Origin of the sequence: Streptomyces sp. NPDC059897 (assembly GCF_042730865.1) — a bacterium.
Lineage (GTDB): Bacteria > Actinomycetota > Actinomycetes > Streptomycetales > Streptomycetaceae > Streptomyces.
Window position 1 is genome coordinate 122,985 of the sequence record NZ_JBHWKQ010000006.1, and the last position, 12,593, is coordinate 135,577.

At 70.6% G+C, this 12,593-nt stretch carries 12 protein-coding genes; 8 read left to right on the forward strand and 4 right to left on the reverse strand.

Translation table 11 applies throughout. The features are described from left to right. Positions 1-57 precede the first annotated feature (57 nt). Positions 58-699, forward strand: coding sequence for a maleylpyruvate isomerase family mycothiol-dependent enzyme (locus tag ACFV9W_RS09505; RefSeq protein ID WP_385757253.1), 642 nt, complete (start codon positions 58-60; stop codon positions 697-699). Positions 700-757: 58 nt separating this feature from the next. Here the strand turns inward: ACFV9W_RS09505 and ACFV9W_RS09510 are convergent, their stop codons facing one another. From ACFV9W_RS09510 to ACFV9W_RS09520, 3 genes are all read right to left on the reverse strand, one after another. Then, complete coding sequence (locus tag ACFV9W_RS09510) at positions 758-2,110, reverse strand: phosphatase PAP2 family protein (RefSeq protein ID WP_385757255.1); 1,353 nt, start codon at positions 2,108-2,110, stop codon at positions 758-760. Between the two features lie 142 nt (positions 2,111-2,252). Further along, positions 2,253-2,954: a GntR family transcriptional regulator gene (locus ACFV9W_RS09515; RefSeq protein WP_385757257.1), complete on the reverse strand. Its 702-nt coding sequence runs from the start codon at positions 2,952-2,954 to the stop codon at positions 2,253-2,255. Further along, on the reverse strand, positions 2,951-4,456 hold the full coding sequence (locus tag ACFV9W_RS09520) for a chlorohydrolase family protein (protein WP_385757259.1): 1,506 nt from the start codon (positions 4,454-4,456) through the stop codon (positions 2,951-2,953). The genes ACFV9W_RS09515 and ACFV9W_RS09520 overlap by 4 nt, the downstream gene beginning before the upstream one ends. Positions 4,457-4,719: 263 nt before the next feature. Between ACFV9W_RS09520 and ACFV9W_RS09525 the strand changes: the two genes are divergently transcribed. The 7 genes from ACFV9W_RS09525 (at position 4,720) to ACFV9W_RS09555 (ending at position 12,242) form a co-directional block, all read left to right on the forward strand. Beyond that, entirely contained in the window at positions 4,720-5,757 is a 1,038-nt protein-coding gene (locus ACFV9W_RS09525) for an ABC transporter permease (RefSeq protein WP_385757529.1), read from the forward strand. 27 nt (positions 5,758-5,784) lie between these two features. After that, the gene (locus ACFV9W_RS09530; RefSeq protein WP_385757260.1) at positions 5,785-7,527 is read left to right on the forward strand and encodes an ABC transporter substrate-binding protein; all 1,743 of its coding nucleotides are present in this window, start codon (positions 5,785-5,787) and stop codon (positions 7,525-7,527) included. Positions 7,528-7,533: 6 nt separating this feature from the next. Beyond that, on the forward strand, positions 7,534-8,535 hold the full coding sequence (locus tag ACFV9W_RS09535; RefSeq protein ID WP_385757262.1) for an ABC transporter permease: 1,002 nt from the start codon (positions 7,534-7,536) through the stop codon (positions 8,533-8,535). Continuing rightward, positions 8,535-9,554: an ABC transporter ATP-binding protein gene (locus ACFV9W_RS09540; protein WP_385757263.1), complete on the forward strand. Its 1,020-nt coding sequence runs from the start codon at positions 8,535-8,537 to the stop codon at positions 9,552-9,554. The genes ACFV9W_RS09535 and ACFV9W_RS09540 overlap by 1 nt, the downstream gene beginning before the upstream one ends. Continuing rightward, positions 9,551-10,558, forward strand: a complete 1,008-nt coding sequence (locus ACFV9W_RS09545; protein ID WP_385757265.1) for an ABC transporter ATP-binding protein — start codon at positions 9,551-9,553, stop codon at positions 10,556-10,558. The genes ACFV9W_RS09540 and ACFV9W_RS09545 overlap by 4 nt, the downstream gene beginning before the upstream one ends. Positions 10,559-10,618: 60 nt before the next feature. Beyond that, complete coding sequence (locus tag ACFV9W_RS09550) at positions 10,619-11,833, forward strand: amidohydrolase (RefSeq protein WP_385757267.1); 1,215 nt, start codon at positions 10,619-10,621, stop codon at positions 11,831-11,833. A gap of 232 nt (positions 11,834-12,065) precedes the next feature. After that, positions 12,066-12,242: a hypothetical protein gene (locus tag ACFV9W_RS09555; RefSeq protein ID WP_385757268.1), complete on the forward strand. Its 177-nt coding sequence runs from the start codon at positions 12,066-12,068 to the stop codon at positions 12,240-12,242. A gap of 17 nt (positions 12,243-12,259) precedes the next feature. Here ACFV9W_RS09555 and ACFV9W_RS09560 read toward each other — a convergent pair whose 3' ends face one another. Then, positions 12,260-12,580 carry a DUF6191 domain-containing protein gene (locus tag ACFV9W_RS09560; RefSeq protein WP_385757270.1) on the reverse strand — a complete coding sequence of 107 codons (321 nt, stop codon included), beginning with the start codon at positions 12,578-12,580 and terminating at the stop codon, positions 12,260-12,262. Positions 12,581-12,593: the final 13 nt, after the last annotated feature.

Here is a 12,593-nt window from a genome sequence, read left to right on the forward strand (position 1 = left end):
CACACCGTGTGCCGGGTGCCGGGCACGCGCCCCGCCAGTGACAGGAGACCTTCCCCCATGGCCGACAGAACCGATGCGCTCTGGCCCCTGATCCATCAGGAGCGCTCCGCGCTCGCCGCCGATCTCGACGGTCTGACGAGTGCGCGGTGGGACACGCCCTCGCTGTGCGCCGGGCTCAGCGTCCGTGAGGTGCTGGCGCATCTCACGGCGGGCGCGAGCCTCAACGCGGTGCGGTGGCTGGCGGGGGTGATCCGCTGCCGGTTCGACTTCGACAAGCAGGTGGCCGTGCGGCTGGCCGAGCAGTTGGGCGCGAGCCCCGCCGAGACCCTGGAGCGGTTCCGCCGCACCGTGTCGAGCACGACGAAGCCTCCCCTGCCCGTCGTCGCGATGCTGGGGGAGACGATCGTGCACGGGGAGGACATCCGGCGCCCGTTGGGGATCCGCCGCGAGTACCCGGTCGCGACCCTCACGCGCGTGGCCGAGTACTACCAGGGGTCGGACCAGGTGGTGGTGGCGAAGGGGCGGATCGGCGGGCTGCGCCTCGTCGCCGACGACGGGCCCTTCGAGAGCGGTTCCGGCGCGCTGGTGACGGGCGGCACCGTGGCCCTGGTGATGGCGATGACGGGCCGCGCGACCTACTGCGACGACCTGAAGGGCGAAGGCGTCGAGGTGTTGCGCGGGCGCTGCGGGAGCGCGTGAGGTCAGGGACGGGCCGGACACGCCTCGACGGCGTGCCGCACCCGTCCCCGACCCGGCGCTACGCCAACTCCGGCTGCGCCTCCGCCGAACCCGTCTTCGACGGGCGTGGCGGAGGCGGCGGCGTGGCCTGCGGGCCCCACAGCCGCGCCGTCCGTACGTAGAGGAGCACCACGGAACCCGTCAGCAGGATGAGCAGCGGACCGAAGGCCCACGGGTGTGCGGCCATGTGGCTCGGCAGGTAGCGGTAGGACACCAGCAGCATCGTGAGGACGGCCGTCCCGTAGCTCACCATCAGCGTGGCGTGCCGGTCCCAGCCGCGGGCGAAGGCGCGCATCGCGGCCTCGATGGACAGCGCGAAGACCGTGCCGGCGAGCAGGTCCACGCCGTAGTGGTAGCCGAAGCCCAGCGTCGCGGTGAGCGTGCCGACCAGCCAGAAGGTGCCCGCCCACCGCATGGCACGGGAACCCTCCCGGGTGTGGATGAAGAGCGTGATGGCCCACGCGGTGTGCAGGCTCGGCATGCAGTTGCGCGGGGTGATCTCGTCGAACGGGAAGGGCTGCGGGGCGCCGATCGCCGGGAACGTGTCCGGCCAGATGTTCGTCACCGCCCAGTGGCCGCCGTCGGGGCCGAAGGCGTAGAGCGGGCCGACGACCGGGAAGATCATGTAGATGGCCGGGCCGAGGAGGCCGATGGCCAGGAAGGTGCGCACCAGGTGGTGGGCCGGGAAGCGGCGCTCCGCCGCCACGTGGCGCAGCTGGTAGAGGCCGACGAGGGCGGCTGCCAGGGGCAGTTGGCCGTAGACGAGGTGCAGGAAACCGCTGCTGACCGGAGAAGTGGCCTCGACGAGCCGGCCGACCAGCCACGACGGGTTGGCGAGCGCGTGATCGGCCATGGCCACGTACTGGTCGAGGACCGTCGGGCGGGTCTTGGACGTGATGAGCAGCCAGGTGTCGCCCGTCTTGTGGCCGAACACCAGCAGCAGGCCGAGCCCCGAGCCCTTGAGCAGGACGGATCTCTCCCGGCCCGTGCGGCGTACGAGGGCGAAGACCGCGACGCCCAGGGTCACCCACAACGCGCCGTTGCCGAAGTTCAGGTCGGCGCCGACGATCAGCCGCACCAGCAGGAAAACGATGTCGACGGCGATCGCCACGCACGCAGCGATCAATCGCTGCCGCCAGGTGAGCACCACCATCGTGAGCGCCAGGCCGGCGTAGAGCAGCGGCCCCGAGTGCGGCGCGAAGATCACCTCCTGGGCCTCTACGGTGATCGGCCCGGGGTGCCCGTAGCGGCGCGCCACGAACTCCAGGGCGATGTGGAAGCCGAGCGTCGCCAGTCCGGCCGCGATCCACAAGAGGGTGCGCGGCTGTCGCCAAACGGGCGGCCGGGGCTCGGCGCCGCGCTGGTGCGGCACGGGTATGGGAGGTGGTGTGGTCTTCAATTGTCCGACTTGGTGGCTGGGCTCGGGCTGCGGGCAACTGCGACGATCTGGATGATCGTCGCAGTTCGAACATGCTAACGGTGGGTGGCCCCGGGAGGTAGAGGAACGTCCCGGGCTACTCCGCGGGCAGCACCTTCGCCAAGGACCGCAGCACCGGCTCCCGTCGGACGTCGATGTGCGCGTAGGTGAGCGCCTCGGCGAGCCGGGGACGGCCGTCGCCGATCGCCCGGCAGATCTGCTCGTGCTCGGCGCGGTGCTGTTCGGCGCCGCGCTCGGTGGCCGTGATCCGGAACAGCCAGTGCATCAGCCCGAGCGAACGCTGGAACGAGGACTGGAGCAGCCGGTTGCCCGTCATCGTGATCAGCTCGGCGTGGAAGGCCGTGTTCGCGGCCGCGATCCCGGCCTGGTCGGCGCTCCGGGTCGCCGCGTCGGCCTCGGCCATCACGGTCCGCAGGCTGGCGTGGCCGCCCCCTGCGGCGACGATCTCCGCCGACCGGCGCGCCGCGAACACCTCCAGACTCAGGCGCAGGTCGAATAGTTCCTCGACGTCCCGCAGGGTCAGCCGGCGCACGCGCGCGCCCCGGCGCGGCTCCAGCTCGACGAGCCCCTCGGCCGCGAGCCGCATCAGCGCCTCGCGGACCGGGACCCGCGAGACACCGAGCGCCTCCGCCAACTCGCGCTCCCGCAGCCGCGAGTCGGGCGGGTGCGCGCCGGAGTGGATGCCGGCCCGGATCAGCTCCTCGGTGCGCTCCACCTGCGAGGCGGTTCCAGTCCCGGTGCCGATCCCGGTTCCTGCGCGCTCTGCCGTGAGTGTCACGCGGGGGACCCGGTCCCGGGTGCGGCGGAGCCGGTGGCGCGGAACGCGGGGAACGTCGGCGGGAAGAGCGTGCCGGTGTCACGGCGCTCGGTGTCGCGCTCGCTGTAGGCCGCCCGCATCTTCTCGAACAACGCCTGTGCGTCGCGCGCCAGTCGCGGCAGGTCCGTGCCGGGCAGCACGCCGTCGACCAGGACCGGGTTGCCCGCGACGACCGAGTTGGTGGCCTGCCGCGCCGTGCCGTTGAGCAGGAACGTACGGACCGGGTCGTCCATGACCCCGTCGCGGATGTCGTCGAGGGAGAAGGCCACCAGGTCGGCCTGCGCGCCGACGGCGATCCGGCCCAGGTCGGCGCGGCCCAGGGCGCGGGCCCCGCCCAGGGTGGCCGCCTCCACGTAGTGCTCGGCGGGCGCGGCGTCCGAGCGGCCCTCGGCGATCTTCGCCAGGTGGACGCCGACGTCCATGCCCCGGATCAGGTCCGGCGGGAAGGAGTCGGTGCCCAGGCACAGGTTGACGCCGGCCTCGCGGTAGGCGCGGAACGAGTGCAGCATCTCGCTGTAGCGCAGCGACGTCTGCGGGCAGTGGATCACCGAGATGCCACTTGCGGCGAGCAGCGCCAGGTCGCCGCGGTCCTCGCCGTGGACGGACGGGTGCCGGTCGAGCAGCACCGTGTGCGGGATGAGCAGGTTGGGGCTCAACAGGCCGTGCTTGTCCAGGAGTTCGAGCGGCGTCAGGCCGTCGTGCCGACGCTGGATGATCTCGCGCTCGGCGAGGCCCTGGAGCGCGTGCAGCCGGATCAGGGTGCCTCGCTCGCGCCCGATGCGGGCCGTCTCGCCGAGCAGTTCCTCGGTGAGTGTCTCGATGCGGCAGGGGAGCAGGACCCCGGTGAGCAGCGGGTCGTTCAGCTCGTCGAGATGGTCGAGGAAGCGGACGGCGTCGCGCAGTCCTGTGCGGCCCTCCTCCTCGTCGAAGGCGACGTCGCGGGTGCCGTCGGGCAGCACGATGTTGACCCCGGAGCGGTAGGCCGGGCCCAGGTAGCCGCGCAGGCCGATGCGGCGTGCGGTGGCCGCCATGTCGACCAGCTCGTCGAAGGGCTCCGCCCAGCGGCTGTGCACCTCCGAGGCGATCGGCATGAAGGTGGTGATGCCGTGCAGGGCGAGCTGGGCGAGCGCGTACTCGCGGATGGTGGCCCGCTCTTGCGGCGTGAACACGTCGTGGCGGCGGTGGGTGAAGTAGTCCAGGGACCACTGCAGACCCTTGCCCCGCTCGGGCCCGGCCCAGGAGTCGAGGACGAGGTGGTCCACGTCGGTGAGCGCGTCGAGGTCGATGAGGCCCGGCATCACCAGGGACTCGCCCAGGTCGCGCTCCTCGTCGACCTCGCCCTCGTAGCGCGGCCCGACGTAGATCACGGTGTCGTCCTGCCACACCACCTCGCCGTCCCGCAGCAGCGCGTGGCCGCCGTCCTGGTGGGCGAGGACGTGTCGGGCGCGCCAGCGGGTGCGCATAAGTGCCTCCTGTGGTGGGGGTGTTGTGGACGGGGTGATCGTACGAGCTGGTATACCGGCTTGGGAAGAGGTGCCCGTGGCGATGTCCGTCGGATGACAACGGGCCGCACATGTGCAGCGATATGTCCGGTGGAGCGGCTTAGTTGAGGCGGTCGGTATACCAAAATGCGTTTACCTCTACCGCTTCCCGATGGAGCTGGTATACCGTCCCGCCAACCTTCCCCCTTGCGCCGAATGGATCACGCGACGTGACGGATTCCCCAGTGCTGCCCGCTCGGCCGCCCTCCGACGCCGATGGCGATGCCCTGCCCAACTCGCCCTCCGCAGCGCCGACTTCGGGCCCGCCCGTGGTCGCCGCCCGCTCCCTCCTCGGCACCGCCTGGCTGCGCATCCGCCGCAGCAAGGTCGCCCTCGCCGCGCTCGCCGTGGTGGTGCTCATGATCCTGTTCGCGGTGCTCGCCCCCGTGCTCACCGCGATCGAGGGCCAGGACGCGTACACCACGAGCACCAGCCCGGACGTCCTCGACGACTACGGCACCCCGGGCCTGCCGCTGCCCTACTACCGCTACCCCTCCGGCGACCACTGGCTCGGGCTCGAACCGGGCCTCGGCCGCGACATCTTCGCGCGCATGGCGCACGGCGCCCAGGTCTCCCTGGTCATCGCGCTCCTCGCGACCCTCGTCTCCGTCGTCCTCGGCACGGTGCTCGGCGCCGCCGCCGGCTACTTCGGCGGCAAGGTCGACATGGTGATCAGCCGGATCATGGACCTGTTCCTGGCCTTCCCGCACCTGCTGCTCGTGCTCTCCCTGACACCGATCCTGCAGTCCCGGCTCGGTGACACCGCGCTGGGGAACGGGAGCCTGCTGCCGATCGCCTCGCTGGTGATCATCCTCGGCTTCTTCGGCTGGGCCTATCTCGCCCGCGTCGTGCGCGGACAGGTGCTGTCCATCAGGGAGCAGGAGTTCGTCGAGGCCGCCCGCGCCTACGGCGCCTCGCACCGCTCGATCATCCTCAAGCAGATCGTGCCCAACGTGATGGGTGTCGTCCTCGTCTACGCCACGATGATGATCCCCACCAACATCACGGCCGAGGCCGCGCTCTCGTTCCTCGGCGTCGGCGTCAAGGACCCCACCCCGTCCTGGGGGCAGATGCTCAACGCCGCCCAGCAGGGCAACTGGTACCTCACCGACCCGTGGTTCCTCGCCGTACCGGCCGGCGCCCTCGTGATCACCGTCCTCGCCTTCAACCTGCTCGGCGACGCCGTCCGTGACGCCCTCGACCCCAAGTCCTCCCGTGGCTGACCGCGCACCGGAACAACAGGAGCAGCAGTGAATCGACGCACCACGGCGGCGCTCGCCCTGACGGTGACCGCCGGGCTGGCCCTCACCGCCTGCGGCGGCCCCAAGCCCGCGCCGGGATCCGGCTCGCGCGCCCCCGCCGACGCCTTCGACCCGGTCAAGGTCGGTGACGGTGACACCACCAAGGGCGGCAACGTCAACGTCCTGATGTCCACCGACTTCCAGACCCTCGACCCCGGCAACAGCAACTACGTCCAGACCGCCAACGTGGGCCAGCTGTACTACCGCACGCTCACCATGGCCAAGGAGGAGGCCGGCAAGCCGCCGAAGGTGGTCCCCGACCTCGCCACCGACCTCGGCAAGGTCTCCAAGGACGGACTGACCTGGACGTACACCCTGAAGAAGGGCCTGAAGTTCGAGGACGGAAAGCCCATCACGGCCAAGGACGTGAAGTACGGCGTCGAGCGCACCTATGCCCGCGACGTCTACACCCAGGCCCCGCAGGAACTGAACGCCGCCCTCTCCGACGACGGCTACAAGGGCCCCTACGTGAAGGGCGCGGCCCGCGACTTCAAGGGCATCGAGACACCCGACGACCGCACCGTCGTCTTCAAGCTCAAGCAGCCCTTCGCCGAGTTCCCCGCCCTGGTCTCCCGCTCCAACACAGCGCCCGTGCCGCGCGCCAAGGACACCAGGCTCGACTACACCAACCACCCGGTGTCCACGGGCCCGTACAAGATCGAGTCGTACCAGCGCGGGCGCGCCATGAAGCTCGTCCGCAACAAGCACTGGGACCCGGCCACCGACCCGAACCGCAGCGCCCTGCCGGACACCTTCACCTTCAGCCTGTCCACCGCGCAGTCCACCATCAGCCAGCAACTCCTCGCGGACTCCGACCCCACCGCCATCACCCTCGACAGCGCGGGCGGGCTCCAGGCGTCGGACGCGGCCAAGCTCGACCAGCCGAGCGTCGCCCGGCGCACCGCCTCAGGGATGATCGGCTGCACGGACGTCCTCAACTTCAACACCGAGACCATCAAGGACCCGGTCGTCCGCAAGGCCCTCGCGCTCGCCGTCGACCGCAAGGCCATCCACCTCCAGTACGGCGGCGCCCGCTTCGGCAAGCTCACGCAGTCGTACATCAACCCCCAGCAGCGCGGCTACGTCGAGCAGCACACCGACCTCGACCCGGCGGGCCAGCCCAAGCTGGACGAGGCGAAGAAGCTGCTCGAGGGACGCTCGTACCCGAAGAAGCTCGTCTACGGCTACGCGGACGCGACGCCCCGCTACAAGAACATGGGCACCTCGCTCCAGGAGAACCTCCGCCCGCTCGGCATCGACCTCGAACTGCGCCCCATCCCCGCGGCGAACTACTTCACCACCCTCGCCGGCAAGGCGATGCCCGACCTCGCCCGCAGCGGCTGGTGCGGCGGCGCCGACAGCGGCTCGGTGCGCACCACCATCGACCCCAACCTGGGCCCGAGCGTCGACGGCAAGACCTTCGGCTTCTCCAACATCCCCCGCTTCCACGACCCGGAGATCTCCAAGGCCATGTACGCGCTGCGCGGTGAGAACGGCACGAGCGAGGAGCTGGGCCGCAAGTGGTCGAAGCTGTTCGACCGCGCCATGCAGGACTATCCGATGGTGCCGCTGATCAGGAACGTCACCCGCAGCGTCGTCGGCTCCGACGTCAGGGGCGCGCAGGTCGGCTACTTCTTCGGCGCCATCGACCTGTCGACGGTCTCCGTCGCCTCCGGCCCGGGAAAGGGGTGACCTGACATGCTCGTCTTTCTGACGCGGCGCCTGATCGCCACCGTCGTCCTGCTCGCCGTCATCAGCTTCGTCACCTTCACGCTCTTCCAGTTCGGACCCGCCGACCCGGCGGCCGCCGCCTGCGGCCAGGAGTGCACCCCCGAACGCGTCGCCGAGGCACGCGTCGCCCTCGGCATGGACAAGCCGTTCCTCACCCAGTACGTGAACTACATGTCGGGCCTGTTCCACGGCCGGACGATCGGCGCGCCCGGCGCCCAGACGATCTGCGAGTGGCCCTGCCTCGGCAAGTCCTTCCAGACGAACGAGAACGTCGCCGCCGTCCTGGAGCGCGCCCTGCCGTACACGGTGTCGGTCGCCGTCGGCGCCATCGTGCTGTGGACCGTCGCCGGTGTCACCCTCGGCACGCTCGCCGCGCTGCGCAAGAACAAGCTCACCGACAAGCTGATCGTCGGCGCCGCGTCCATCGGTGTCTCGCTGCCGATCCCGGTCACCGGACTGCTCCTGCTGCTCGTCTTCGTCTCGACCTTCGACGTGCTGCCGTTCACCACGAACGCCATCACCTCGCCCTTCGGTCCGGCCGGGTTCGACGGCTGGTTCCTCAACTACCTGCTGCCGTGGGTCGCGCTGGCGGTGCTGTTCAGCGCCCAGTACATCCGTGTCACCCGCAGCTCCATGCTGGAGACCTTCGGCGAGGACTTCATGCGCACCGCCCGCTCCAAGGGCCTGTCCAAGCCCGCCATGGTCGTACGGCACGGCGCCCGCGCCGGACTGACCCCCGTCGTCACCATGCTGGGCCTCGACATCGGGCTGCTGCTCGGCGGCGCCGTCCTCACCGAGCAGATCTTCTCCGTGCCCGGCATCGGCTTCACCGCCGTGCGCGCCGCCCAGGCCGGCGATCTGCCCGTGACCATGGCGATCACGCTGCTCGCCGCCTTCTTCATCATCATCGCCAATGTCGTCGTCGACGCCGTCTACGCCGTCATCGACCCGCGAGTGAGGGCCGCCTGATGACCGATTCTTCGAAGGAATCGCTGTTGCGGATCAGGGATCTGCACGTCGCGTTCCCCACCGACGACGGGCTCGTGCACGCCGTCAACGGCATGGACCTCAGCCTCGCGAGGGGCGAGACCGTCGGCCTCGTCGGCGAGTCCGGCTCCGGCAAGACGGTCACGAGCCAGGCCCTGATGGGCCTGCTCAAGGAGACCCGCGCCCAGGTCACCGGCGAGATCCTGCTCGACGGCACCGACCTCAACACCCTCACCGAGGACCGGATGCGGGCCTGGCGCGGCAAGAAGATCGCCATGATCTTCCAGGACCCGCTCTCCGCCATGCACCCCTTCCACGCGGTCGGCGACCAGATCGCCGAGGCCTACCGGGTCCACAACAAGGTGTCCAAGCGGGCCGCGCTCGCCGTCGCCGTCGACATGCTGGGCCGCGTCGGCATCCCCGACCCGAAGCGGCGCTCCCGCGCGTACCCGCACGAGTTCTCCGGCGGCATGCGCCAGCGCGCGATGATCGCCATGGCCCTCGTCTGCGAGCCCGAACTCCTCATCGCCGACGAACCCACCACCGCCCTCGACGTCACCGTCCAGGCGCAGATCCTCGACCTGCTCGGCGAACTCCAGCAGGAGACCGGGACCGCCATCGTCATGGTCACCCACGACCTCGGTGTCGTCGCCGAGGTCTGCCACCATGTCGCCGTGATGTACGGCGGGCAGTGCGTGGAACGGGGGAGTGTGCGCGAACTGTTCCGCGATCCGCGCCACCCGTACACGCAGGGCCTGCTCGCCTCCATGCCGACACTCGGCGACGACGGCGAACGGCTGCGGCCCATCCCCGGGTTCCCGCCCTCGCTCACCGCGCTGCCCGCAGGGTGTCTCTTCGCCGACCGCTGCCCGCAGACCCACCTCGTCCCCGACGACCTGTGCCGCAGCGAGCGCCCGGTGTTCCTCGCGAACACCGGTGCCGACCACCCCTCCCGGTGCCACCAGGAGAACCTCGCCACCGCCGAGGAGGCCGCGCGATGACATCAACTCCCTTGCTGGAGGCCGAAGGGCTGACCAAGCACTTCCCTGGACGCGGCGGATTCCTCGGCCGGGGCGGCGCGCCCGTCAAGGCCGTCGACGGGGTGAGCTTCTCCGTCGGGGCCGGGCAGACACTCGGCCTGGTCGGCGAGTCGGGCTGCGGAAAGTCCACCACCGGGCGGCTGCTGATGCGCCTGCTCGACCCGACGGCCGGAACCATCCGGCTCGACGGACAGGACCTCGGCTCGATGAACCGGGCCGAGGCGCAGGAGTACCGCCGCCAGGTCCAGATGGTGTTCCAGAACCCGTCCTCCTCGCTCAACCCCCGCCAGTCCGTCGGCAGCGCCATCGCCGCGCCGCTGCACGCCCAGGGCATCGACCCGGCAGGCGGCGTCAAGGCACGGGTGCGCGAGCTGATGGACCGTGTCGGCCTGCGCCCCGACCACTACAACCGGTTCCCGCACGAGTTCTCCGGTGGCCAGAAGCAGCGTGTAGGCATCGCCCGCGCCCTAGCCCTCGAACCCCGCCTCATCATCTGCGACGAACCGGTCTCGGCCCTCGACGTCTCGGTCCAGGCGCAGGTGGTCAACCTCCTTCAGGACATCCAGGCCGACACCGGTGTGTCGTACGTCTTCATCGCCCACGACCTGTCCGTCGTACGGCACTTCGCGGAGCGGGTCGCCGTGATGTACCTGGGCCGGATCATGGAGAGCGGGCCGACAGCGGAGGTCTTCGACGATCCGCGCCACCCCTACACCCGCGCCCTGCTCTCCGCCGTCCCGCAGCCGGACCCGGACGCCGACCGCGGTCGCAGGATCCGTCTCACGGGCGACCTCCCCACGCCCGCCGATCCGCCCTCCGGATGCGTGTTCCGTACGCGGTGCCCGCTGCGGCCGACCCTCGACGAGGCCGAACAGGCGCGGTGCGCGGGCGAGGTGCCACCCACGGCGGACACCGAGGGCCCCGCGTGCCACTTCGCGGACAGGACCCTCGCGGCGGCGCACTGACCGAGCCACCCACCCACACCCCCATCATTGACACCACCGAACAGAAAGAAGTCGCACCACATGCTCATCCGTGACGTCCGCCCCTGGGGCGGCGAGCGCAGTGACGTACAGCTCGACGGCGCCCGCATCGCCGCGATCCGCCCGCACGACCCGCAGTCCGAGCCCGTCGGGAACACCGTCGAGGGCCGCGGCCGGCTCCTCTTCCCCTCCTTCAGCGATGTGCACGTCCACCTGGACTCCACCCGCATCGGCCTGCCGTTCCGCCCGCACACCGGAGGCCCCGGCGTGTGGACGATGATGATGAACGACCGCGAGAACTGGCGCGACGCCGAGGTCCCGCTGAACGAGCGGGTGGCCGGCACCCTGGAGCGCATGATCGCGCGCGGCACGACCCGAGTGCGTACGTACGCGCAGGTCGATGTCGACTGCAAGCTGGAGAAGTTCGAGGCCGTGGTCGCGGCCAAGGAGAAGTACGGGCACCTCGCCGACGTCCAGATCATGACGTTCCCGCAGGCCGGCATCCTGCGCGAGCCCGGGACCGAGGAATACCTGGAGGCGTCGCTCAAGGCAGGCGCGGACGTCATGGGCGGCATCGACCCGTGCACCCTGGACCGGGATCCCAAGGGGCACCTCGACGTCGTCTTCGGGCTCGCCGAGAAGTACCAGGTCGAGGTCGACATCCACCTCCACGAGCCGGGCGAGCTGGGCGTGTTCTCGACCGACCTGATCCTGGAGCGGGTCCGCGCCCTCGGCATGCAGGGCAAGGTGACGATGTCGCACGCCTACGAGCTCGGCTCCGTCAACGAGTCCACCAGCCGCCGCCTCATCGAGGAGTTCGCGGAACTGGACATCGCCATGGCGACCGTCGCCCCCGCCGCCAAGAACCAGCTCTCCCTCGTCCAGCTCACCGAGGCGGGCGTCCGCGTCGGCCTCGGTGAGGACGGGCAGCGCGACTACTGGAGCCCGTACGGCAACTGCGATCTGCTCGACCGCACCTGGCAGCTGGCCTTCACCAACAACTTCCGCCGCGACGACCACATCGAGATGTCCCTCGCCGTGGCCACCATGGGCGGCGCCTCCATCATGAGCCACGAGGTGCCGCGCCTGACCGGTGTCACCGACCGGCCGGGCCTCGCGGTGGGCGACCGTGCGGACCTGGTCCTGGTCGACGGCGAGACACCGAGCAGCGCGGTGATGGACCGGGGCCGCGACCGTACGGTCCTGCACGACGGCCGTGTCGTGGCCGAGGGATTGGAGCTGGTCGCCGGGGTGTGACCGGTGGTGGTGCGTGCGCGGGGCCCGGTCGCAGTGTGCGGCCGGGCCCCGCGCGTGGTTCGGGAGGGATCAGGGGGCGGGGAGGGGCTGTCTGCCATAGCGGAGTCCCTCCATCCGGATGGCCCAAGTTCCGGCGTCGGAACCCGGTCTGGGCGTCGAGTGTGTGGCACAGCACGTCCGGTCGGGCGCAATTCGCGTGCCCGTTGTCAGTGGCTGCCACTATTCTCTTCACATGATCCCCACACCCGAGCATGGTCCCGCCCGGTCCGCCGAAGAACTCAATGAGCGGATCCGCGACCTGATGCTGCGCTCCGGTGGCCGGTTGAGTGCGGAGCAGCGTCGGGAGTACGAGGTGCTGGTCGCGGAGTGGGCGGCCGCCGAGCGTGGCGGGATTGTGAAGGCCGCGTAGGCGGCGCCCCGGCTCCGCTAGCCGTGAGCCCGGGGGAGGCGGACGACCGCGGTCCCGCCCTCCAGGTTCACCGTCGTCCTGTGGGGCGGCGCCCCGTCGTCCTCGTTGTCCGGCATGACCAGCGCGGACTGGCGCTCCTTGGGTTCGTGCTGTTTGCCGGGCGACAGCGCGCCGTGCAGTTGCTCGAACCCGGTCGCCGACACCTGGCCCTGCCGGGTGCCAGGGCGCCAGGGCAGCACCCCGGCCCGGCCGGCGCGCAACAGCAGCTGGTCGACGAAGGCCAGCAGCGTCAGCACGATGACCAGCCCGGGCAGTGTCATGAAGAAGACGAACTCCATGACACTCCCAACC